The 22,047-nt window shown below is 46.3% G+C and carries 21 protein-coding genes; 17 read left to right on the forward strand and 4 right to left on the reverse strand.

The genetic code is table 11. The features are described from left to right. Positions 1-197: 197 nt before the first annotated feature. The gene (locus EDD67_RS09265; RefSeq protein ID WP_123875832.1) at positions 198-431 is read right to left on the reverse strand and encodes a hypothetical protein; all 234 of its coding nucleotides are present in this window, start codon (positions 429-431) and stop codon (positions 198-200) included. Between the two features lie 112 nt (positions 432-543). Between EDD67_RS09265 and EDD67_RS09270 the strand changes: the two genes are divergently transcribed. Next, positions 544-1,338: a VLRF1 family aeRF1-type release factor gene (locus EDD67_RS09270; protein WP_093073063.1), complete on the forward strand. Its 795-nt coding sequence runs from the start codon at positions 544-546 to the stop codon at positions 1,336-1,338. Between the two features lie 48 nt (positions 1,339-1,386). On the opposite strand, the gene EDD67_RS09275 is transcribed toward EDD67_RS09270, so the two are convergent. Beyond that, a complete protein-coding gene (locus tag EDD67_RS09275; RefSeq protein ID WP_121440600.1) occupies positions 1,387-2,586 on the reverse strand; it encodes an MFS transporter in 1,200 nt (399 codons plus the stop codon). A 146-nt stretch (positions 2,587-2,732) separates the two neighbouring features. Here EDD67_RS09275 and EDD67_RS09280 point away from each other — a divergent pair, with 146 nt between their 5' ends. The 3 genes from EDD67_RS09280 (at position 2,733) to EDD67_RS09290 (ending at position 5,289) form a co-directional block, all read left to right on the forward strand. Beyond that, the gene (locus EDD67_RS09280) at positions 2,733-3,122 is read left to right on the forward strand and encodes an OsmC family protein (protein ID WP_121440599.1); all 390 of its coding nucleotides are present in this window, start codon (positions 2,733-2,735) and stop codon (positions 3,120-3,122) included. A 74-nt stretch (positions 3,123-3,196) separates the two neighbouring features. Next, positions 3,197-4,507 carry an MATE family efflux transporter gene (locus EDD67_RS09285; RefSeq protein ID WP_121440626.1) on the forward strand — a complete coding sequence of 437 codons (1,311 nt, stop codon included), beginning with the start codon at positions 3,197-3,199 and terminating at the stop codon, positions 4,505-4,507. A 323-nt stretch (positions 4,508-4,830) separates the two neighbouring features. After that, positions 4,831-5,289 (forward strand): hypothetical protein, encoded by a 459-nt coding sequence (locus EDD67_RS09290; protein ID WP_123875833.1) that lies wholly within the window; start codon positions 4,831-4,833, stop codon positions 5,287-5,289. A 27-nt stretch (positions 5,290-5,316) separates the two neighbouring features. On the opposite strand, the gene yfkAB is transcribed toward EDD67_RS09290, so the two are convergent. Continuing rightward, positions 5,317-6,438, reverse strand: coding sequence for a radical SAM/CxCxxxxC motif protein YfkAB (gene yfkAB, locus EDD67_RS09295; RefSeq protein ID WP_121440597.1), 1,122 nt, complete (start codon positions 6,436-6,438; stop codon positions 5,317-5,319). A 148-nt stretch (positions 6,439-6,586) separates the two neighbouring features. Here yfkAB and EDD67_RS09300 point away from each other — a divergent pair, with 148 nt between their 5' ends. The 6 genes from EDD67_RS09300 (at position 6,587) to EDD67_RS09325 (ending at position 12,212) form a co-directional block, all read left to right on the forward strand. Further along, positions 6,587-6,766: an SE1561 family protein gene (locus EDD67_RS09300; RefSeq protein ID WP_121440596.1), complete on the forward strand. Its 180-nt coding sequence runs from the start codon at positions 6,587-6,589 to the stop codon at positions 6,764-6,766. Between the two features lie 187 nt (positions 6,767-6,953). Beyond that, positions 6,954-7,838, forward strand: coding sequence for a hypothetical protein (locus EDD67_RS09305; RefSeq protein ID WP_121440595.1), 885 nt, complete (start codon positions 6,954-6,956; stop codon positions 7,836-7,838). Between the two features lie 93 nt (positions 7,839-7,931). Then, complete coding sequence (locus EDD67_RS09310; protein WP_121440594.1) at positions 7,932-8,567, forward strand: histidine phosphatase family protein; 636 nt, start codon at positions 7,932-7,934, stop codon at positions 8,565-8,567. A 25-nt stretch (positions 8,568-8,592) separates the two neighbouring features. Further along, positions 8,593-9,468: a DNA-3-methyladenine glycosylase family protein gene (locus tag EDD67_RS09315; protein ID WP_121440593.1), complete on the forward strand. Its 876-nt coding sequence runs from the start codon at positions 8,593-8,595 to the stop codon at positions 9,466-9,468. 16 nt (positions 9,469-9,484) lie between these two features. After that, positions 9,485-10,879 (forward strand): 23S rRNA (uracil(1939)-C(5))-methyltransferase RlmD, encoded by a 1,395-nt coding sequence (gene rlmD, locus EDD67_RS09320; protein ID WP_121440592.1) that lies wholly within the window; start codon positions 9,485-9,487, stop codon positions 10,877-10,879. A 13-nt stretch (positions 10,880-10,892) separates the two neighbouring features. After that, positions 10,893-12,212 (forward strand): lysine N(6)-hydroxylase/L-ornithine N(5)-oxygenase family protein, encoded by a 1,320-nt coding sequence (locus EDD67_RS09325; protein WP_121440591.1) that lies wholly within the window; start codon positions 10,893-10,895, stop codon positions 12,210-12,212. Between the two features lie 34 nt (positions 12,213-12,246). Here the strand turns inward: EDD67_RS09325 and EDD67_RS09330 are convergent, their stop codons facing one another. Further along, positions 12,247-12,690 (reverse strand): DUF5392 family protein, encoded by a 444-nt coding sequence (locus EDD67_RS09330; RefSeq protein WP_093073052.1) that lies wholly within the window; start codon positions 12,688-12,690, stop codon positions 12,247-12,249. Between the two features lie 305 nt (positions 12,691-12,995). On the opposite strand from EDD67_RS09330, the gene EDD67_RS09335 reads away from it, so the two are divergent. The 7 genes from EDD67_RS09335 (at position 12,996) to EDD67_RS09365 (ending at position 22,033) form a co-directional block, all read left to right on the forward strand. Continuing rightward, positions 12,996-15,557: a molybdopterin-dependent oxidoreductase gene (locus EDD67_RS09335; RefSeq protein ID WP_244922841.1), complete on the forward strand. Its 2,562-nt coding sequence runs from the start codon at positions 12,996-12,998 to the stop codon at positions 15,555-15,557. A 22-nt stretch (positions 15,558-15,579) separates the two neighbouring features. After that, the gene (locus EDD67_RS09340; protein ID WP_121440589.1) at positions 15,580-16,263 is read left to right on the forward strand and encodes a 4Fe-4S dicluster domain-containing protein; all 684 of its coding nucleotides are present in this window, start codon (positions 15,580-15,582) and stop codon (positions 16,261-16,263) included. Positions 16,264-16,288: 25 nt separating this feature from the next. Then, on the forward strand, positions 16,289-16,915 hold the full coding sequence (locus tag EDD67_RS09345; protein WP_121440588.1) for a TorD/DmsD family molecular chaperone: 627 nt from the start codon (positions 16,289-16,291) through the stop codon (positions 16,913-16,915). Between the two features lie 46 nt (positions 16,916-16,961). Continuing rightward, a complete protein-coding gene (gene nrfD, locus EDD67_RS09350) occupies positions 16,962-18,119 on the forward strand; it encodes an NrfD/PsrC family molybdoenzyme membrane anchor subunit (RefSeq protein WP_121440587.1) in 1,158 nt (385 codons plus the stop codon). Positions 18,120-18,437: 318 nt separating this feature from the next. Further along, positions 18,438-20,222: an FAD-dependent oxidoreductase gene (locus tag EDD67_RS09355; RefSeq protein WP_121440586.1), complete on the forward strand. Its 1,785-nt coding sequence runs from the start codon at positions 18,438-18,440 to the stop codon at positions 20,220-20,222. Between the two features lie 2 nt (positions 20,223-20,224). Beyond that, complete coding sequence (locus tag EDD67_RS09360; protein WP_162843805.1) at positions 20,225-21,001, forward strand: heterodisulfide reductase-related iron-sulfur binding cluster; 777 nt, start codon at positions 20,225-20,227, stop codon at positions 20,999-21,001. Between the two features lie 45 nt (positions 21,002-21,046). Beyond that, positions 21,047-22,033 carry a sulfurtransferase gene (locus tag EDD67_RS09365; RefSeq protein ID WP_121440585.1) on the forward strand — a complete coding sequence of 329 codons (987 nt, stop codon included), beginning with the start codon at positions 21,047-21,049 and terminating at the stop codon, positions 22,031-22,033. Positions 22,034-22,047 lie beyond the last annotated feature (14 nt).

Genomic DNA, 22,047 nt, shown 5'->3' on the forward strand with positions numbered 1-22,047 from the left:
CGAAAAACCCCGCATAAGCGGGGTTTTTCAGGTTGTAGACAAACGATTATTTTGACGTAAGCCACGCAACCGCTAACCTCCGCTTGCCCCGGGCAAGGACTCAGCTAGGATTCGGCGGTCTAAGACCGCCGAATCCGGATCTTCGTCGCTTGCTTTCCCGGAGGCGTCGGAGGAGTGGATGCATGGCTTCTTTTTCATTAATATACTCGCTTCAAAAAAGAGGATGATCCAGCATCCCGGCTTTTTCCTGCGGGATAGCGAGACAGACGAGACCCTGCAGGGCAAGCCCGAAGCGGCTCGGCGCTCGCCCGCGGACTAGTAAGACACGGCGAAGTCTTTTTGAGCCGATGTCGCAGTGATACCTTCAGGTGAAAGAAGCCGGACGATGCGTAGTCATCCGTTCCTTTTAATAGGACATCGATCGATGTCATGACTTTGTCAACACTCTGAAAACCCCGCATAAGCGGGGTTTTATTTTTTGAAGTTTAATCCATTTCAAAACGGGTTACATTCACACTAGACAAGAAATTAGGAGGAATCCACATGGCACTGACTAACGAAATACAAGAACTGAAAAACATTCAATGCGATGACAAGTGTATTTTTACGCTATATCTGAATACGGACCCTGCCAACCCGGATAAGCAGAGCGGTGAGTGGAAAATTGAATTGAAAAACGGGCTTAAACGTATTACGGAGTATTTAGATGCATCTGGTGACAAAGATCAGAAAAAAGCATTTAAGACAATCAGCGATAAAGTGAATAAGGAAATTGAAGAAAACCGCACATCTCTGCAAAAAAGCGTCGTAATTTTTGCGTCCGAAGAAAAAGATTTATGGAGTGTGCACTTCTTGCAAATACCGGTGGAAACAAGCTTTCATTGGGAATCTTATCCCGTGCTTGACCAGTTAAAAGAATTAGAAGAAACGCACCCGCGCAGCGCAATTGTGCTTCCGAACATGGATGAAGTGCGAGTTCTCGACACTGCCCTCGGTGAGGTTCATTCAGAGCTCGTGTATACGTTCGATTCCGGTAAGGAAGAATGGTCGCTGCATGAAGGGCTCGGTTCTGCAGACCGAACCGCTTCAAGCGCCACGCACGTAGATAAATTCCAGACAAGATTTAAAGAAAACATGTCACGGTTTTATCGCGATCTGGCGACGAAAGTTGAGAAAATGAAGAAAAAATACGGCTGGCATGATATTCACATCGTCGGCGAATCCGATCAGGCGAATACGTTCAAAAACGCCATGCAAAAAGAGCCGGAATCGGTTACGTATAAAAACTTGAACGAAGCGAAAAACGATAAAATTCTCAGTGAAGTATTTTCAAAATAAATGTTAAATCGAAAAAGCTTGCCGTCAATGTTTCTGGCGGCAAGTTTTTTATGCGGCGTTTTCCAGTTGCGTATGTGTGCGGATGCGAAAGATAACCCCGGCAATAAACAAGAGAAACAGCATGCCGGAGAGAGAATAATAGACAGCGCCTTGACCGACGAGTCCGATCATAACACCGCCGACGACCGGTCCGATCATGCTTCCGGAAGCGAACATGACGGCCGTCATCACACTGCCTGTTGGAAGCAAAGAAGCAGGGACTAAGTCGGCTAAATAAGCTACTCCGAGCGAATAAAGAGAGCCCAGCAGCATTCCCGTGATGACAAACAGGCTGAACAGCACAATAAGGTTTTGCTCCGCCCAAGACATGGAGAAAAACAGTACGGATCCGACAGATAACAGCACCAGCAAAACGTTGCTTCGTCCGAATTTGTCACTGAGAATACCGAGCGGGAGCTGAGTGATCAGGCTTCCGAAAACAAAAGAGGGGAGCAGAAACACAGTGACGAAATCAAGATCAATCCCCATCCGGATCGCATAAACCGGGTAATTCCCGTGCAGCGAAGCTTCCATATAGCCGAAGGCAAATCCCGGAAGAAGGGCAAACCACGCGAGTTTTAACACGCTGGCATAACGCCCGAATGTATTTAAATTTTGCGCCGTTTCAAAGTCTGCAGCAGGATACTCGTTTTTTAACAAAAGCATGAAGCCGAGAGCAATTAAACTTGACCCGGCTGCAATAATAAACGGTAAATAATCATTAAACGCCAGCAGACGGGTCATCATCGGTCCGATTCCGAACCCGAGACCGAAAGCAAGGCCGTAAATGGCAAGCTGACGTCCCCGGGTTGAAGGGGCAGCTGTCGTGCTGATCCAGACTTGTGTAGAAAAGTGGATTAAATTATCGGCAATCCCGACGATAATCCGCAGGAAAAACCAAAACCAAAACGCTTGCCAAACAGGAAAGAGAAGTAAGGAAACGCCGACTAAAACAAGCCCGATCAAAATAATCGGTTTATAGCCGTATTTTCTCACGGGCTGTTCGATAAACGGAGATATTAAAATAATCCCGATATACAAAGCGGCAGCGTTCAGGCCGTTCGCGGAGGAAGAGATGCCTGCGCCTTCGAGCATGACAGCTAATACCGGAAGCAGCATGCCTTGTGAAAAGCCGGCAATCATAACCATTCCGACGAGTGTCCAATACCGGTATATCGGATTGTTAGACGGTTGTTGAGTTTGTGTCACGTCATCGGCTCCTTTGAATCAGAAAATGGCTTGCGCACTATATTGTAACGCGTCTCGAAATAATTGCAATCATAATTGTTGAATCATGATGCGCTGAGTGTTTAAACTCATAATACAGTGAACAGAAAAAGAAAGGGATGACAGGTATGAAATTTACGTATAATCACAACGAAGGTTTTGAAACCGATACAGAATTCGGCAAGATGACGATTTCCGGGAATGAAGAAAAAGGATACCGTCCTTATCAAATGATGGTCGGATCGATTGCCGTATGCAGCGCTTCAGTGCTGAAAAAAGTGCTGGAGAAGAAACGGTTTACAGTTGAAGACATCTCGGTTGAAGCAGATGTCGAACGCGATGAGCAAAACGCGAACAAATTGACAAAAATTGCCTTGCATTTCACCGTGATCAGCTCGGACATTGAGGATACGAAATTAGCTAAAGCAGTTGAAACAGCTCATAAACATTGCCCGATGGCGCGCACAGTTGAAGACGCGGTTGAAATAACGGAAACGTACGAACTGAAACAAGCGTAAGCTTTTGTTCTCAAGGGCAAAGAAGGAGGCCGGCTTTGCAATCTGCTGCGTATGATTTTACAAATGGCAGTATTATGCGGAAAATGGTGCTGTTTTCCGCACCGATATTTTTAACAAATATTTTACAGACGTCTTATCAAGTTGTCGATTCATTGTGGGTCGGCAACTTACTTGGGCCGAATGCGCTCGGTGCGATCGCGATCTCAGGAACGGTCGTATTTACCATTTTATCATTTATTATCGGAATCAATACCGCTGCGCTTACCGTCCTTTCACAGCACAGAGGAGCGAAAGATGAAGCGGGATTAAAGCGGGCACTGAATGCATTTGTTGTCACGCTTGGGTTATTAACGCTTCTGATGGGCATTGTCGGCGTGGTCATTTCTGAACAAGTGCTTATATGGATGGGGACCCCGGATGAGATTCTCCCTCTTGCCGCTTTATACTTGCGGATTAATTTTATCGGGATTATCTTTTTGTTCGGTTACAATTTTATCGCGACAGTTCTTCGCGCGCTTGGCGACAGTAAGACGCCGGTTCGCTTTGTGACTCTGGCGCTGTTATTAAATACTGTTTTAGATCCGCTGTTTATCTCCGGTTTTGACTGGGGGATTGCCGGCGCTGCTTATGCTACGATTGTTTCGCAAGGAACGGCGTTTTTATACGGGCTGATCTTTTCAGTGAAAAAGGCGGGCGTTCCGTTTTCGATCCCCTTTCTGCCTCGGCTTGAACAGCTGCGGAGGATATTTAAGCTCGGATTGCCGTCTGGTTTGTCGATGATGGTGATCTCCGGCGGAGTGCTCGCGATTATGACGGTCGTTACCGGGTTTGGAGAGGAAGTTGTTGCCGGCTTCGGTGCAGCACAGCGGCTCGACAGTTTAATTATGCTGCCGGCACTGACGCTCGGTTCGGCGATTAACAGCATGGCCGGACAAAATATCGGCGCTGATTTATGGCCGCGTGTTCGGGAAATAACGAAAAGCGGGTTGCTGTTAATTGCGATTGTGTCTGGAACGGTGAGTACACTTGTCTTCATCTTTGCCGAAACGCTCGTGGGGATGTTCGTCCAAGACCCGGAAACGATTGCTTTTGGCACGATGTATGTGCAGACGGTCGCGTTTTTCTATCCGTTTTTAGGGATCAACTTCGTCCTCAACGGAGTTATCCGCGCAGCAGGTGCGATGTTCCAAGTCTTTGTGTTGAATGTCATTTCGTTTTGGGTGCTTCGTTTTCCGCTCACGTACATCGCGGCCATGTATTTCGGCGAAGCCGGGATCGGCATCGGCATGGCAGCGAGCCTTGTTTTGAGCAGTTTAATCGCGATGCTCTATTACCGATTTGGCGGCTGGCGCAATATTGACATAATGGGTGAGGAAAAAGCATGATAGTTGAAACCGGCGGAACCTTTCCGCTGGTTTCAAAATGTTGATAAACGATCATTTTGACGAAAGCGGCGCGAAAAGATGAAGCTAACTCGTCGAAATAATAAAAGACGTTGCAACGAGTTCTTTCACAGTGTAAAATTTCCAAATAGATGGAATTTTCATTTTCGATCTTGAACGATAAGGGGGGGGGAATTATTAAGAAAGTCATTTATACTATTCTGGCACTGTCACTTTCGTTCGCAGCCGTTTATTTCATTACATATTCATTTATCCCTGCATACATCGAGGGAGGAAATGACGAAAAGAACGAAGCAGCGGAACAATTGAACGAATCAACTCATGACGAACTCGATCATCTGCCGCAAAAGGAAGCGGAAGATATTGAAAAATCAAATGAGGTCGTTAAAAAAGCCCATCAAACGATGAACGAATTGACTGGACACGGTGCGATCGCCAAATACAGGGACGAAAACAACTGGTCAGGTTCAACCGATGAAATGCGCAACGAAGTTGAACGAGTGTCGGGTTTTTTAGAAAAAAACCAAGTTGACTCAGAATCGATTGAAAAAGATTTGACCAACTTTGTTGATCTGCTGGACCATGCGATTGAAGATAAAAATAAAACGGCATTACGCTATGCTCACCGTGTGATTCATGACCTTGATATCGCGTATAACGGCTATCAAAACAGTAATATTTTTGGTGTTTCACATTATAACGAGGAAGAAAGAGAAGTCAGGATGGAAAGATTGGAAGAATTATTAGCAGAGAGCGGCGAATAACATTCGCCGCTTTTGTTATGCTCAAGATCATGGTTTTGTCACTTTCGCATGTCGTTTTGTGAAGTCGGTATCCGGGTAGTAAGCTTGTTTAACGAGCAAGTTCGGACCGAGACACTCAGCAGCGGGACAATGACAGTTTAATGCTTGTGCCGTTTTGGTATCGCGCCATTTGCGATAAGCGTCTTCCAATGAATCGGTTTCGATATTGCCTAATTGTCCTTCTGCCGTAAAGTCGGTTACGTGAATATCACCGCTGAAAATATTAATATTTACCCGTGATTGACCGTCAGGGTCGTTTCTCACAGTGACGTTTTGTTCATTGAACAGCCTTTCGATCAGCGCTTGGTCTTCTGCATCGTCATTGCACGGGTAAAACGGCAATGTGCCGAACAACACCCACATATCAGGATCTTTATGATCAAGCAGCCGGTGTATTCCAGAGCGTATGTCATCGAGCGAAGCGACAGGCAAGTGATCGGCGAAGTTTGTCGGATACATCGGATGCACCTCATGACGGGCTGCCTGCATTTGTACGATTTGATCGTGGATGCTTTCAAGATGCGGCAGTGTTCGGCTGTTGATCATTGTTTCCGCTGAGATCATCACCCCTTTGGCAGCTAAACGGCGGCTGTTTTCCACCATTGTTTGAAACAGAGCCTTTCGTTTTTCTGCAGACGGTTTTTTGTCCATGACCGCAAAACCGATCTCGGCAAAATCGTCAGCGCTCCCGTAATTGTGCGAAATGTGCAGCACATCGAGATAAGGAAGAATCCACTCATAACGTTCGAAAGGCATCGTCAAATTTGAATTAATTTGCGTTTTCGCACCGCGGCTTTTCGCATATTGAAGCAGCGGCAATACGTGGTTTTGAATCGATTTGACTGACATCATCGGTTCGCCGCCGGTAATGCTGAACGTCCGCAAGTGCTCGACGTCGTCGAGGCTTTGAATAATCCTCTCGGCTGAGTAGGCATCCGGGTCTTTTTTCAGCAAGGAATAACCGACGGCGCAATGCTCGCACCGCATGTTGCACAAGTGAGTGGTTGTGATTTCAATATTTGTCAGGCGCGCCTCGCCGAATTGTTTAATATCTGTATACGGCTCCCAAGGATCGTTGCTTGGGAAGATCGTTTGTTCTTTTTGCACCATAATTAGGCTCCTTTATGTCTGAAACTGAGTCATGAACAGTCAAAATTATAACATAATCAACCGGAGCGCATTCCCCTTGAGCTGATATTTTGATATACTGACGGTCGCCGTGAAAGTAACGAACTGTTTTTTGAAGGAGGAGCTTAAATTGACAGATAATGAAACGAAACTGAATGCCTTGTATCAGCAGATGGAGGCGCTCGCTAAAAAGCTGGACGAATTGAATCCTGAGGAAACGAAAGTAGAAGATATCGATAATATGATTGCTCTTTTAGAAGATGTCGAAGCGAAATGCGAATACATTCGTCAAGCTGAAAACAACAGGTAATTAATTTTGACAATTTCCCACATTTATTATTTAGCCACTCGAAATACTGTTCTGACGCCCTCGCAAGCTCGTAAGCATAAATGGAATCAGTGAGAGCTTCATCTGTCAGTCGTTTAGAATGCCGCATACTGGGAAAAATGTTGATATAATGCGATATGGAACACGATAAAGAAAGGGGAATGTATTCATGAAAGTAGTATCAAAATCATTGCTCGTTGCAGGTCTGGCTGTCGGTTTAGCTGCCTGCGGCAACGTAGAGAATGAAGAGAACAACAATGGCGAGAACATGAACAACAATGAGAACAACAACACAGAAAACAATGTTGACAACGAAGAGGAAGACAACAACGAAAACGAGATGAACAACGAAAACAACAATCTTGATGAAGAAAACAATGAGGCAGATGAAGATGCTGACGCAGAAGAAACGGCAGAACTTCCTGTGGAATTAATCGAGCATGAAGGCGGCGAGCTTGTTTTTGAAATGGATGGAGAAGAATACAGCTTTGAAGCCGAACAATATGAAACAGATTTCGGCAAGGAAATTACCTTAGTCGACGGTATGGAAACAGAATACGGTGAAGACGGATTGGTTGAATACGTTAATTTTACGATGGAAGATGAAGACCATGAGCTTTATGGCCTGTCGTTAAGAATTGACGAAGACTTCAATTATGAAGAAGGAGAAGAAGTCTTAATTTATACGCAAGAGCCCGATCCGGAAGCGACCATTGGTATGGAAGCTACAGAAGTCAATGCGGCCGGTCATGTTGAAGACTTGGAGAGTCATTTAATCGATGATGACACACCGTATCATTTTTACTATGAAATCTCCGGAAATGCCGGTTCTACCGGTGAATGGCATGAATCGCTCGAAGACGAAGACTATCAAGGTTACATGTTTTATGAGCTGATTGAAGAAGGGCAGTATATTGTCTCGGCTCACTTTGCTGAAGACGCTGATGAAAGTGTTGAAGGAGCAGCTGTTGCCATGGCGATGTCTTTTCAGCCGGAAGGCTTGACGGCTGATCTTGACGATGACGATTATGTCGGCGGCGGTGAAGAGGAATAATTCAATTGTACGATTAAGAGCTGTCCCGCTTGGGGCAGCTCTTTCTTTCGTGTACAATTAGCAGAGGAAACTAACAAAAAGGATGAGAGCAACATGACTACAATTTATTTTGTCCGCCATGGACAATCGGAAGCAAATAAACAAGGGATTATTCAAGGACATGCGGAGTTTCCGCTGTCAGATTTAGGCGAAAAACAAGCTGAACTGGTCGGAAACAAGCTGGCCGATCTGCCGCTGGATGCGGTTTATACGAGCGATTTACAACGGGCTTTTTTTACAGCGAAACAAATCGCGAAACATCATGAACTGGCGCCGGCTGCCGTGTCCTATTTGCGCGAAGTCGGATTAGGTCCGCTCGAAGGCAAAACCCGCGAACAAATGCGTGCAGAGTTTCCCGATATGAAAAACGAAAGTCTGCTTACTTCCGGGATCAAAGGTACTGAACAGATTGAAGAGATCACGGAACGCTGCCGAATTGCAACGGAAAGCTTAAAAAACTCCCCGGGAAAAAGCATCGCTGCTGTTTCTCACGGCGGGCTGATCAGCATTTTACTCATGTATATGATCGCAGGTGAGGACTGGCACTTGCTTAAACGCCCTTTTGTAATCGGAAATACAGGCATAACAAAAGTGGAAGTGTCGGAAAACGGACCGAAAATCCATTATATGAACCAGACAGCTCATTTAGAACTCGAAGAAAATTTACAGTCTTCAACGGTCGTTTACTGAGGACTCGGAGGGAGTGAGAACCTGAATGCGTGAACAAATTGAGCTCGACCAGCCGTATGATTTTAAACAGGCGCTTGCCCGCTTGGCAATTGATCCGCTTCTAGTGATCGTCAGAGACACTGAGCATATAAAAGTCCCCTTATGGATAAACGATTCTCCTGTGACCGTTGATCTGAGTCAGACCGGGACATTCAGCCGGCCGGTTTTTAATATTGAAGCGAACCTTCCAGCCGGTGTCACAGACGAGGATGTGATAACGGAATTGTCGAATCGTTTTCACTGGGACGTAACGATCAGTCAGATTGCCGATCATTTTCGCGGCAACGACTTGTATCCGCTCGTGGAAAAATACCGCGGCACGCCGTTTGTCTGCGACTTTCAGCGTACCGGCGCTTTAATGAAAGCGATCATTCACCAGCAATTGAACATGACGTTCGCCTTCACCCTGACAACCCGCTTTGTCAAAACATACGGGTTTGAACATGACGGCGCCTGGTTTTATCCGGAAGCGAAGACGGTGAAAAATATTGATCCAGAAGCTTTGCGTGAATTGCAATTCAGCCGGAGAAAAGCGGAATATGTCATCGGGTTGGCCGAAGAATTTGACGCCGGCCGGTTATCGCTTGAACAGTTTGAGCAATCAGATGATGCGGAAATTCAAAAACTGTTGACGAGTATTCGCGGCATCGGCCCGTGGACGGCGGAGAATTTTTTAATGTTCGGTTTGGGGCGGCTTGATTTATTTCCCGTTCAAGATATCGGATTGCAAAACGGGATGAAACATTTCTTCGGCTGGGATGATAAACCGTCGAAAGAAACAATGCTCGATTATTCAAAAGACTGGTCGCCGTACCGAACGTATGCGGCATTGTATTTATGGGAAAGCATCGAAACCGGCTAAACGAAAGGACGCAAAGATGGCAAATAAACCAAAACAGACAAATGTTCATATGAAAATCGGTCAGCAGTTTCCGCTTACGATCAAACGCCTCGGGATTAACGGAGAAGGAGTCGGTTTTTTTAAGCGGCAAGTTGTGTTTGTTCCAGAGGCTTTGCCGGGGGAGGAAGTTGTCGCCGAAGTTGCAAAAATCTCCGGTTCTTTTGTCGAAGCGAAAGTGCTGAAGATGCGGAAAACGTCGAAGGAACGTGTAACTCCGCCGTGTCCGGTTTACGACAAATGCGGCGGCTGCCAGCTTCAGCATTTATCGTACGCCGCGCAATTGGCAGAAAAACAAGACTTAGTCCGCCAAGCGTTCGAACGTTACACATCCGTGAACTTAAACGACGTTTCGCTGCATGAAACAATCGGGATGGAATCGCCGTGGTACTACCGGAATAAAAGTCAAATGCAAACCGGGGTGCAGAATAATCGGGTTGCTGCCGGGCTGTACGGAAAAGACAGCCATAAACTGATCGATATTCCTGAGTGCATCGTGCAGCATCCTGCAGCCAATGAAATTACCGCAAAAATGAAGCGGATTTTAGAAGATTTATCAATCCCGATTTATAACGAACGAAAACGAAAAGGCGCTGTGCGGACGATCGTTGTGCGCGCCGGTTTTGCCACAGACGAACGTCAGCTGACTTTGGTCAGTGCCGTTGATCCGCTGCCGCGTGAAGAAGCGGTGATCGAAGAAGTGAAAAAGCGGATTCCTGAAGTCGATTCGCTTATCTTAAACGTTAATGCGAAGAGAACATCGACGGTTTACGGCGACAAGACAAGGGTGCTTGCCGGACGGGAAAAAATTGCGGAAAAGCTTGATGAATCGGTGTTTTACTTATCTTCGCCGGCATTTTTTCAGCTCAATCCGCCGCAAACAGAGCGGTTGTACGAAACGGTGCGTGAAATGGCCGAGATTGACGGCGACACGAAAGTCGTTGATGCGTATTGCGGCGTCGGAACGATCGCAATCACGGCAGCGAAACACGCAAAAGAGGTGCGCGGCATGGATACCGTTGCGGAAGCGATTGCCGATGCGCGAAGCAATGCAAAAGCAAACGGTGTTGATAATGCGTATTTTGAAACGGGGAAGGCCGAGGCGTGCTTGCCGAAATGGATAAAAGACGGATGGCGGCCGGATGTCGTCATTGTTGATCCGCCGCGCTCCGGCTTGGACGAATCCTTGATCCGCACCTTGATCGAATCAGAACCGGATCAGCTTATTTACGTATCGTGCAACCCGTCGACATTGGCGAAAAACACGAAGGCGCTTGAAGATGGCGGGTTTACATTGCTCGAAGTTCAGCCGGTTGACATGTTCCCGATGACCGCGCAAATCGAGAGTGTCGCCCGTTTCAGCTGGGAAAAATAAAGGAGGGCACCGCATGAATCAACGGCGTTATGATCTGATCGGGATCGGCATCGGCCCGTTTCATCTCGGCATGGCGGCTTTAACAGAAGAGGTCGGCGACATTGACGCGCTGTTTCTTGACGAAGATGAAGAATTTCAGTGGCATCCCGGAATGCTTTTAGAAGGCGCGGATTTACAAGTGCCGTTTTTGGCAGACTTGGTCACGTTTGCCGATCCGACGAACCGGTTCAGCTTTTTGAATTACTTGCATCAGCACAACCGGTTGTATCAATTTTACTTTTTCAACCGTTTTGATATTCCGCGCCGGGAATACAATGATTACGCTCAGTGGGTCGCTCATCAGCTTTATTCCTGCCAGTTTGCCCGCCGCGTCATCGATGTGATTGATCATGACAATGAAGACGACCCTTTTTATGAAGTCGTGACGGAACATCCAAAGACAAAGGCACAGACAGTTTATTATGCCAAGCACGTATCGCTTGGAACAGGGAGCAAACCGGCTGTTCCCGAAGGATTGCGCCATTTGCCGGAAAATGATGTGATTCACTCCAGCCGGTTTTTGGATTCTAAGGAAACGATTTTAAACAGCGGGCATGCGGTCGTTTTAGGTTCCGGCCAGAGTGCCGCAGAGCTGTTTCTTGAGCTTTTGCAAAACCAGCGGTATACTCAGCCGCATATAAGCTGGCTCACGCGTTCTTCAGGTTTTTTTCAGCTTGAAGCGGGAAAAATCGGCTTGGAATTTTTTTCGCCTGACTTTGTCGATTATTTTTATCAGCTTCCTTATGAAAAACGGATGGATGAAATCCCGTTATTAACCCGGCTGCGAAACGGTGTGGAAGAACAGACGCTGCACAAAATTTACGATCTGCTCTACCACCGATCGGTTGAAAACGGCGAGCCGAATGTGACGATCCAAGGCCACACAGAAGCACTTAAAGCTGAAAAACTCGAAAACGGCCGCTATCGTCTTCACTGCCGCGAGTGGCAGGAAGAAGAGACCTTTTCGACCGATGCGGATAAAATTATTCTTTCAACCGGCTATAAGCCGCACATCCCGGATTGGTTCACGAAGTTTGCGGACAAGATTGAATGGGAAGATGACGCGAATTATAAAGTGACACGTGATTACCAGCTCGTGTTTAAAACGGCCCGGCCGCACCGCTTTTTTACGCTGACGGACTTGCTTCATTCCCACGGCATCGGCGCAACCAATCTTGCGCTCTCTGTGCAGCGTAATGTGACGATTATTAATACGATTGCGGGCCGAACGGTGTATCCAGAGCAGCGCAACACGGTCTTTCAACAATTCGGCGTCAAAAACAAACCGGAGTAATCATAAAACCAGCAGCCAAAGACGGCTGCTGGTTTTATTGATTCATTAAGCGTTTGACGCGTTCTTCATGCTCTAAAAACATGATAAATGTATCCATCGCTTTTTTCGGTTCACTCTGCAAATCGTGGATATAGCGGTCGATCAATTCTTGATTTAACAGCGAACTGTTTTTAACCCGTTCTTGCATGTATACGTAGCTCTCGGATCTCATATCATTTGTAAGAAATTTAGACTCTTTAAATAACGCCATCCCGACTGCGCCCAAGACAGCGAATAACAGCAAAAACCAAACCATTTCCGCGCCGGAGGGAACATGAACGAGCAGAAAATATAAATTAAATACAGAAGATATGATTAACGGGATCGCAATCGCCCCGTAGAGAAGGCTTTTTTTCATTTTCGGTGCAAGCATTTTTTGCAGCGCATCGACTTCGTGTTTGACATATGCAGAAAACCGCTCTTTAGATTCAGATGCCACGGTAATCACCTCACTTCGTTAGATAACCTCATTTTCATATATTTCCCGTTCTTTGGCAACTTAGATGCACTTTTAGTTAGTGCCCACTATCAATAAACACTATTAATAAACACAAATGTGATTTAATTCACAAAAAAGACATTGTTTCTTTGCTCTCTATTCACATTTGCGGCGCTGATGGAAGATGATTACTTATATAATTGAATATAAGAAGTCTGTTAACAAGGTAATATTTATGTAGGGGAAGAGATGCAATCGTAACTTTCTGAAGAGGTTGTTTTGGGAGTTAATCATGAATTTTGGAGGTGGCGAAGTTGAAATTATCACGCAGAAATTTTTTGAAAGCATCAGCAGTTACAGGACTTTTTGCAGCAGGGGCAAGTCAAAAAGGTCCAGTTATGAATGCGTTCTCAACGGCTGCGAACGCTGAAGAAGAAAATGTCGAACAAGGAGAGTGGATACCGAGTGTCTGTCAAGGCTGCACAGCTTGGTGTGCAGTTGAAATTTACCGTATTGATGGGCGGGCGACGAAAGTCAGAGGTAATCCGAATGCGAAAGCGAACCACGGTCATTCGTGTGTCCGTTCGCACTTAGGGTTGCAGCAAGTCTACGATCCAGACCGCGTGAAGCAGCCGATGAAGCGAACAAATCCGAATAAAGGAAGGGATGAAGATCCGGAATTTGTGCCGATTTCTTGGGAAGAAGCGATGGACACGATTGCCGAGAAAATCATGGAGCTGCGTGAAAATGATGAGACGCATAAATTTTCTGTTTGGCGCGGCCGTTACACATCGTTAAACGGCATATTATACGGCAATATGCCGAAAATCATCGGGTCCCCCAATAACATTTCGCACAGCTCAATTTGTGCCGAATCAGAAAAATTCGGCCGCTACTACACAGAACGTTATTGGGGCTATGCCGATTATGATCATGAGAACACGTTATATGAAATATTCTGGGGCGGCGATCCGATTTCGACAAACAGACAGGTGCCGCACACAGCGAGCATTTGGGGCGACTTGAAAAGCCGGGCGACACTTGCGTGTATTGATCCGCGCCTTTCAACAACTGCTGCCAAATCAGATGAATGGCTGCCGGTGATGCCAGGTGAAGACGGCGCGCTCGCCTCAGCGATTGCTCATGTGCTTTTAACCGAAGAACTATGGCACAAGCCGTTTGTCGGTGATTTTACGAATGGGGAAAATCAGTTCGTTGCTGGTCAAGAAGTTGACGAAGATGATTTTGAAGAAATTCAAACCCACGGTTTAGTTAAGTGGTGGAACTTAGTATTAAAAGATGCGACACCGGAATGGGCTGCCGAGCGTTCAGGTATACCGGAAGATCAAATTTACCGGGTCGCCCGCGGTTTTGGGAAAGCAGCTCCGCGTGCTATTTCTTTTTCGTCCCCGGGATCAAGCATGACCATTCGTGGCGGGTACACGGCGTTAGCGCAAGCGGCATTGAATGGATTAGTCGGTTCTGCCGATGCAGAGGGCGGTGTTATCAGCAACGGCATTGATGTACCGACAAACGATTGGCCGGAGATTGATGACTATCTCGATGATATTGCGGAAGCCGGGTTGGAGCGCGAACGCGTTGATCATGGCGGACGCTTAGAACTGCCTGCGCTAAAAGACAGTGAATCCGGCGGCGTTAAGCCGACGAATACAGTGGCCGACGCGATGTTAAACGAGGATCCTTACAACCTCAAAGTTGTTATGAGTTATTGGAATAATTTTAATTTCAGCAACCAAGGAACGGAAAGATGGGATGAAGCGTTAGCGAAACTTCCATTTATGGTTCATATGACAGTTAATCCCGCTGAACAGACGCATTATGCTGACATTGTTTTACCGGTGCCGCATTCAATGTTTGAACGCTTGAGCCCGGTCGACGGAAGCAACGGAAATCTTCATCGCCACTTGCATATGCAAAACAAAGTGATTGAATCGCCATTTGATATTCGTGTTGATGAAACGGAAATTCCATGGATGCTCGGGGAGGCTCTAGAAGAAAAAGGGTTTTCGAATTTAATCGATTACTTCCGCAACGAATTTCGTGATCCTGAAACGGGAGATGCGCCGACAAATGCGGAAGAATTTAACTTAATCGCAACGAAGCAATATACAGAACCGATTTGGGATCCGTCTTTTGAGAAAGACGGAGATACAATCAACGGCTGGGAAGAACTGTTGGAAGTCGGTACGTGGAATACAGCCAAATACGAATTCAGACAGAAGTGGGACGGCAACTGGGGAACAGAAACCGGCCAATTTGAGTTTTACAGTGAAACGCTGAAAAAAGCGCTTGAAGAACACGCGGATAAGCACGATGCCAGCGTCGATGAAGTGATGGAAGCTTGTAACTTAGAGGCGCGGGGAGAGCTAGCTTATGTTCCGCACTATGAACCGGCAATGAGAGTCGGTGATGAAGACGAATATCCATTTATTTTCACCGAGCACCGTTCGAAATTAAACCGCGAAGCTCGTTCAGCGAACACGTCGTGGTACCAGGCATTTAAAGATGTCGATATCGGCGATGAAGCTTGGGATGATGTTGCGAAAATAAACCCGAAAGATGCTGATGAACTTGGGATTGAAGACGGTGATGAAGTGAAACTGACAACAGAAACAGGATCGATTACTGTGAAAGCAAAGCGTTGGGAAGGAACGCGTCCCGGAGTTATTTCGAAGTGTTACGGGCAGGGGCATTGGGCTTACGGCCATATTGCCTCATTAGATCGTGAAAACCAGATTGCCCGCGGAGGCAATAATAATGACATCCTCGCGCCTGTTCATGAAGCACTCAGTGGAAGCGGTGCAAGGCACGGCGGACAAACGCGTGTGCGTATTGACAAAGTATAAATAATAATCGGAGGTGAAACCCATGGGGAAAAACTATGCGATGACGATAGACCTGCAGTCATGTATCGGCTGTGCAGCTTGCTCAGTCACATGTAAAAACGAAAACAACACAGATGACGGGATTAACTGGATGCATTTTTTGAAAAAAGAGACAGGGACATTCCCGAACGTCCGCTATGAATTTATGCCTGCTTTATGCAATCATTGTGACAATGCGCCTTGTATTAAAGCTTGTCCGGTTACAGCAATGTATAAAGATGAAGACGGGCTGACGCTTCACGATGCAGATAAATGCATCGGCTGTAAAGCCTGCATGGCAGCCTGTCCGTACGGTGTTATTTCCTATAACAAAGATAATCCGCACGAATACTGGACGTCAGAGGAAGCTTGGAGTGAACTTTCAGCGACGCCAGCCCACGTCAAACAAGAAACCGGCGAAACTCTTCCGTATTACAATCCGGAGCGAGCGTACAACTATGAAGCGATCCGAAGCCGCGGCGTTGTGGAGAAATGTCAGCTTTGCGACCATCGTTTAAAGCGCGACGAACAGCCTTACTGTGTTGAGCGATGCCCATCGGAAGCCATGTATGTCGGTGATTTAAACGATCCGGATGATAAAATTCATGAAATCTTAAAAGATGAGCACAAAACGTTAAAAGACGAACTGGGAACGAAACCGAAAGTGTACTATATTAACAGCTTCTAAACCGGAATCTAAAAGGAGTGAGAACATGGAGCCAGAACAGTTGGGAGAATTTCATTATAAGGCCAATCTCTTCAAAGTGCTCAGTGAACTTTACAAAGAACCTGTTCCTGAGCACCCTGACTGGATTCCTGCGCTGAATGAAGCAGTTGCGGAACTGTATCCAGAATTAACACCTTTCGCGGAGAACCTGGAAAAAGAAATTGCAAGTTATCAGTTAATCGAACAAAACAATTCGCTGATGATAGATTATGCTAAATTGTTTGTCGGTCCGTTTGATTTATTCGCACCGCCTTATGCCTCCGTCTATTTAGAGCAAGGAAGACAGATCGTCGGGGAATCGACGAAAAAGGTAGAGAAATTTTACCGGGAAGCGGGGATAGAAAAGGCAGCTGATTTTCATCAGCCTTCGGATCACATTGCGGTTGAGCTGGAGTTTATTTACTACTTGTATTATATGTATGCTGAGACAAACGAACTGAGGTATTTAGAGCTGCTGCAAACTTTTGTGACGAGACATTTGCAGATGTGGATTTTTTCATTTACAGATAAGATGAAAAACAGCGCAGGGGAAACGTATTACCGGATGCTGGGAGAATTGACCGAACAGATTGCAAATAAAGAATTAGAAGCTGTCGGGTACCCCGTAAAATAGTCCGTCTCCCCATGTATTAATTAATGAACGAAGGAGGGAGTCATTAATGACAGAGAAACTGAGTTTTAACAAAACGACGATTGCAGTAATTGCTGTATTGTTAGTGGTTGTTGCTGCCGGTGTATTCGCAATGGTGAATACACTTATACAAGGACAGGTTCTGTTTGGTTCGTCAGATCAAGTGCCGTGGAATCTCTTGATTGTTGCTTATGTATTTCTAGCGCTAATGGCCAGCGGTATGTGTATGTTTGCTTCTGGAGCCCACTTATTTGGTTTTGAGAAGTATCAATTTTTAGGCAAACGTTCGATATTTTTAGCGTTAGCGGTGTTAATTCCAGGGTTGGTTGTGCTCGCAATGGATCTTGGAAGATTGGACCGGGTGTATTATTTTATCACTTCCCCGAACTTGCAGGCGCCAATGTGGTGGATGGGAGCAACGTACGGCATTTATGTTGTGCTCTTACTTGCTGAGTTTATTGCAATGCATGTAAAAAATGAAAAGGTAATGCATTATCTTTCGTATTTCACGCTCGTAGGGGCGGTAGCGGCAACTAGTATTCTCGGCGGTATTTTTGCTACAGCTGTTCAGCGGCCGCTATGGTACGGCGGATCTACAAGCGTCTTCTTCGTGCTTTCAGCATTATTAACCGGTGTTGCAGCGTTAAGTATATTCGTTTACTTTACGCAAAAGTCACTTTTCAAACAAGCGTCTGAAAATGTATCATACGCGCTGAGCGGGCTGTCAAAACTTTTAGGGGTGCTCCTCGCTGTCGCTCTCGGGTTTAATGCTTGGAAGCTGATCACGATGTTTTATACCGGAACGCCTGATTTTGCGATGATCTTTAATGGTGAATATGCACTTCTCTATTGGGGAGGAGTTATCACGATCGGTTTAGTCATTCCGTTAATCGCGCTCATTGTTTCGCGTTCTCCGGTAACGATGGTAGTTGCGAGTTCGTTCGCTCTGATCGGGATGTTTATCGATAAGTACGTAACCGTTATCGGCGGTCAACTCGTTCAGCCTTTCGGACAGGAGATGGCAGTTTATTCAACAACAGTGACAGAATGGCTGATTTTTATAGGGGCAATGGCTGCCACAGTAGTTATATATATGCTGGGAATTAAATATTTATCATTGGATGATCACGATCCTCATCAATTGAAAGACGAAAAAGAAGACCGAACTGCGGCAGAAGCATTGTAATGTTTGCGATGAATTTGACCTTGTATGCGGAGATAACCTCTGCGTACAAGGTTTTTAAATTGTATTTAGAAAATAGAACAACCTGAATTTGCCGAAGTTAACACTACTTAAATAGTGTTTGTTACAAAATGTATACAATCTCGACACATCATATTCGAAACTTTACGTGAACAACTGCACAAAGATTTGATATTATTATGTTAAATAATTATTTATTTATTAAGCTATCTGATGTTCGAGTGAAACATTTTTTTAAAAAAACTATGTGATAACGTTCACAAGAAAATGCTGGGATTATTACACGGAAGGGTGAAGATAATGGAATTTCGACAGAGCGTTTATGACAATGCCAAGCAAATTACCGATGGATGCATGGGCTACGAAGAGGCATTTTGCACCGCGGCTTGTCCTATGCACACCGATGTTAAAAAGTATATTCGCCAAATCGGCGAAGGTAACGTAGAAGGGGCTATGGAAACAATTAGAGAGAAATTGTTTCTGCCAAACACATTAGGACGAATTTGCGCGCATCCTTGTGAAGCTGCTTGCCGAAGAGAATCTGAGTTCGGTCAGCCGTTATCCGTTGCAGCGCTGAAGCGATACGCAGCAGAAAAAGCTGATGAGAAAACAAGTTGGGACACGACGACAGGTGAAGATACCGGAAAAAGCGTTGCGGTAATCGGAGCCGGACCGGCCGGTGCGCAAGCCGCGATTGATTTACGCAAAGCCGGTCACCGGGCTGTCATCTATGACAAATTAAACGTTGTTGGCGGCATGATGCGCGTCGGCATTCCGGAATACCGGCTGCCGCGGGAAGTGATTGATTTTGAATACAGCTATCTTGAAGATTTAGGTGTTGAATTCAAAATGGGCGTTGAGATCGGGAAAGACATCACATTTACAGACCTTCGCGCTCAGCACGATGCTGTGATTGTCGCAAACGGAGCGCACAAAGGCGGGGTCCCGCCGGTTAAAGGTAAAGAAGCGCAAGGTGTTACGAACGCTTGCGACTTTCTGAAAGAAGTCAGTTTAACGCGCCAATCGGAAACAGCCGGCAAACGCATTGCGGTCGTCGGCGGCGGGGATGTAGCGATGGATTGCGCCCGCTCCGCTTGGAGAATCGGCGCCGAGGAAGTTTCCCTGCTTACGCTGGAAAGCTTTGATGAGTTGCCGGCCAGTAAAGAAGAAATTCATGAATCGATGGAAGAAGACGTTCGTTTTCTGAACAGCTGGGGAACCGATGAAATCATTGCCGATGAGACAGGCCGGGTTCAAACGATCCGCTTGAAAAAAGTCTTGTCAGTGTTCGATGAAAATGGAAAATTCGCGCCGCAGTTCGGCGAAGAAACGATGGAAATTGAAGCTGATACAGTCATCTTTGCCACCGGTCAGCAAGTGGAAGATGTTACCGGCGGACTGATTGAACAAAAAGGCGGCGGCCGTTACGTCACGAATCCTGAAACATTGGCAACAAGCGAAGACGATGTTTTTGTTGCCGGCGATGCATCCGGAGGGTATATCGTCGTCGAAGCAATGGCACTCGGGAAAAAAGCAGCGAAATCAGCGGATCGCTTTTTAAATCAACAAGAGCTGGAAGAAGGAAGAAACTTTAAGTACGAATACAGTTTTGTAACGAATTTAGATGTGCCGCTTCCGAAAGGAACGGAAAACCTTCCGCGTCAAAGCGGGAATCACCGAGCAGCAGAAGAAAGAAAACATGACTTCCGGCCTTATGACCTCGGTTATACAGACGAGCAAGCGAAGCAAGAAGCTTCCCGCTGTCTGCAATGTGAGTGCAAGCTGTGCATGGAAGAATGCTTGATGATGAACGATTACGGCGAGTGTCCGCAAGATATTTTCGGTCAGTTTTTGCAAGACGGCGAAATTGAGCCGATTGTTCCTTACTCTTGCAATGTTTGCGGCGGTTGTACGCATGTTTGTCCAAACGACTATCCAATCGGCGAAACATTCATGGCCATGCGGAAGGATTTCATTTTGCACAATGACGGAAAATCGCCGATGGAAGGTCATAAAGCGATCGAAATGCACCAAAAACTAGGATTTTCAAAAGTCTTTACGACGAAAGTTAAAGGGGGCAAATAATCATGACTGCATCGAAAAAAGGATTTATGCCAGGCTGCTCACTCCCTTCATATACTCCGGAAGGCGTTCAGAAAACGATGGAATATTTAAAAGAGATTTACCCGGATTTAGGCGGCGTGCAGAAGTGCTGCGGCAAGGGGACAAAAGCGCTCGGGCAAGAGGAAAAATTTAAAGAGCGTTTTGACGGGTTGCAGCAGGATATGGATGATATCGGGATTGATACGATGATCGTTGCTTGTCAAAACTGCTATAAAACGATCAACGAGACAAGTGAAACAACAAAAGCGGAATCACTCTGGACGCTGCTGCCGAAAATCGGTCTGCCGGAGGAGGTTCGCGGCAAGGCGAAAGACAGCGATGTGATCTTTGCTGTTCACGATTCATGCTCTACGCGGTATGAACGCGAAATGCAAGACGGCATCCGCTGGATATTGAGAGAACTCGGCTACCGTGTAGAGGAATCAGAAAACTCTTTTGAAAATGCGCGTTGCTGCGGGTTTGGCGGGATGATCGTCCCGGCGAATCCGGATTTGGCCAATCGGGTCATGCAGCGCCGGGCAGACGATTTTGAGAGTGACTATGTCGTCGTTTACTGCGCTGCGTGCCGCGCCTCGTTATCAAAAGTCGGCAAAAAAGCATTTCATATTCTCGATCTGTTGTGGGGACCGGTTGTGCATCGTGATGATGATGCGCCGGAAGATGTTCTCAGCAAACCGGCTCAAGCATGGATTAACCGTTACAAATCGAAGCGGGTAGTAAAGAAAGTCGTTAAAGCGTAAGACCTTTTATGTGAATAATTGATCAAATAACAGGGGGAATGAATGATGGGAAAAGCCATGAAAATCAGCGGATTATCAGCAGCAGGGTTAGTATTAGTCGGCGGTGCAGTTTACTTTTCGATGACCGGGATCGATGCTGAGGAAGTTGACATGAATGCTCAGGAAGAAAAGATCAGTGAATATGCGAACCCGGATGCGTTTGTCAGTCCGCGTCAATTGCAGGATATGATGGACAGCGATGAAGATGTTGTCGTGATCGGAACGATGGATGAACGAGGGGGAGCGATCCCGGGCTCATTTGAAGTGTGGCGCCCGGATTATTCCGGAACGGACGCTTACGAATATGACGGCATGGCAAATTCAAAAGAGGAAGTTGAAGAGCTGATGAGCTCTTTCGGTGTGACAGAAGATACGACTGTTGTTACGTACGCGGCGAATGCACAGCACGATTCCGCCCGCCTCTTCTGGCAGCTTGAAATGCTCGGTCATGAAGATGTCCGCTTTTTAGACGGCGGGATCAATGCCTGGAAAGGGGCAGGGTTTGATACAGGTGATCCGCTCGAAGCAGGCGATGTTGAAGAAACAAATTACGCAGCCCCTGACTTTAACGAAGAAGGTTTCAACGCTGATTTAGATCATATGCTCACAGCTGCGGCGGATGACAGTGTCATCATCGATACCCGCGATCCTGAGGAAGAAGACGGAAGCACGACTGTGACAGGTGCATTCGGACCAGGGAAGATTGCCGGATCTGAGTATATCAATTGGACAGAAGCGGTCGCAGAAGATGGAACAGCTGTAAGTGCAGACGAACTTGAAGATCTTTACGGAACGTATACAGACTCGGGTGAAACGATCATTCCTTATTGCCAGTCAGGCGTCCGTTCGTCTTATACATGGCTTCTGCTGACTCACGGAATGGGCTATGACAATGCGCTCAATTATGACGGCTCGTGGATCGAGTGGTCGTATCAAGCGTATGAACAAGGTGATGAAAATGTCATTAACCTGACTGAAAACGGTGATTTTTAAGCTGTCCAAATCGA

Origin of the sequence: Salisediminibacterium halotolerans, assembly GCF_003814815.1 — a bacterium.
Taxonomy (GTDB): Bacteria; Bacillota; Bacilli; order Bacillales; family Salisediminibacteriaceae; genus Salisediminibacterium; species Salisediminibacterium halotolerans.

Excerpts from the sequence above, each read along its gene's own strand:
- EDD67_RS09265 (WP_123875832.1), bottom strand. The coding sequence starts at position 431 with ATGACATCGATCGATGTCCTATTAAAAGGAACGGATGACTACGCATCG.
- EDD67_RS09270 (WP_093073063.1), top strand. The coding sequence starts at position 544 with ATGGCACTGACTAACGAAATACAAGAACTGAAAAACATTCAATGCGAT.
- EDD67_RS09280 (WP_121440599.1), top strand. The coding sequence starts at position 2,733 with ATGAAATTTACGTATAATCACAACGAAGGTTTTGAAACCGATACAGAA.
- EDD67_RS09285 (WP_121440626.1), top strand. The coding sequence starts at position 3,197 with ATGCGGAAAATGGTGCTGTTTTCCGCACCGATATTTTTAACAAATATT.
- yfkAB (WP_121440597.1), bottom strand. The coding sequence starts at position 6,438 with ATGGTGCAAAAAGAACAAACGATCTTCCCAAGCAACGATCCTTGGGAG.
- EDD67_RS09305 (WP_121440595.1), top strand. The coding sequence starts at position 6,954 with ATGAAAGTAGTATCAAAATCATTGCTCGTTGCAGGTCTGGCTGTCGGT.
- EDD67_RS09310 (WP_121440594.1), top strand. The coding sequence starts at position 7,932 with ATGACTACAATTTATTTTGTCCGCCATGGACAATCGGAAGCAAATAAA.
- EDD67_RS09315 (WP_121440593.1), top strand. The coding sequence starts at position 8,593 with ATGCGTGAACAAATTGAGCTCGACCAGCCGTATGATTTTAAACAGGCG.
- rlmD (WP_121440592.1), top strand. The coding sequence starts at position 9,485 with ATGGCAAATAAACCAAAACAGACAAATGTTCATATGAAAATCGGTCAG.
- EDD67_RS09325 (WP_121440591.1), top strand. The coding sequence starts at position 10,893 with ATGAATCAACGGCGTTATGATCTGATCGGGATCGGCATCGGCCCGTTT.
- EDD67_RS09340 (WP_121440589.1), top strand. The coding sequence starts at position 15,580 with ATGGGGAAAAACTATGCGATGACGATAGACCTGCAGTCATGTATCGGC.
- EDD67_RS09345 (WP_121440588.1), top strand. The coding sequence starts at position 16,289 with ATGGAGCCAGAACAGTTGGGAGAATTTCATTATAAGGCCAATCTCTTC.
- nrfD (WP_121440587.1), top strand. The coding sequence starts at position 16,962 with ATGACAGAGAAACTGAGTTTTAACAAAACGACGATTGCAGTAATTGCT.
- EDD67_RS09355 (WP_121440586.1), top strand. The coding sequence starts at position 18,438 with ATGGAATTTCGACAGAGCGTTTATGACAATGCCAAGCAAATTACCGAT.
- EDD67_RS09360 (WP_162843805.1), top strand. The coding sequence starts at position 20,225 with ATGACTGCATCGAAAAAAGGATTTATGCCAGGCTGCTCACTCCCTTCA.
- EDD67_RS09365 (WP_121440585.1), top strand. The coding sequence starts at position 21,047 with ATGGGAAAAGCCATGAAAATCAGCGGATTATCAGCAGCAGGGTTAGTA.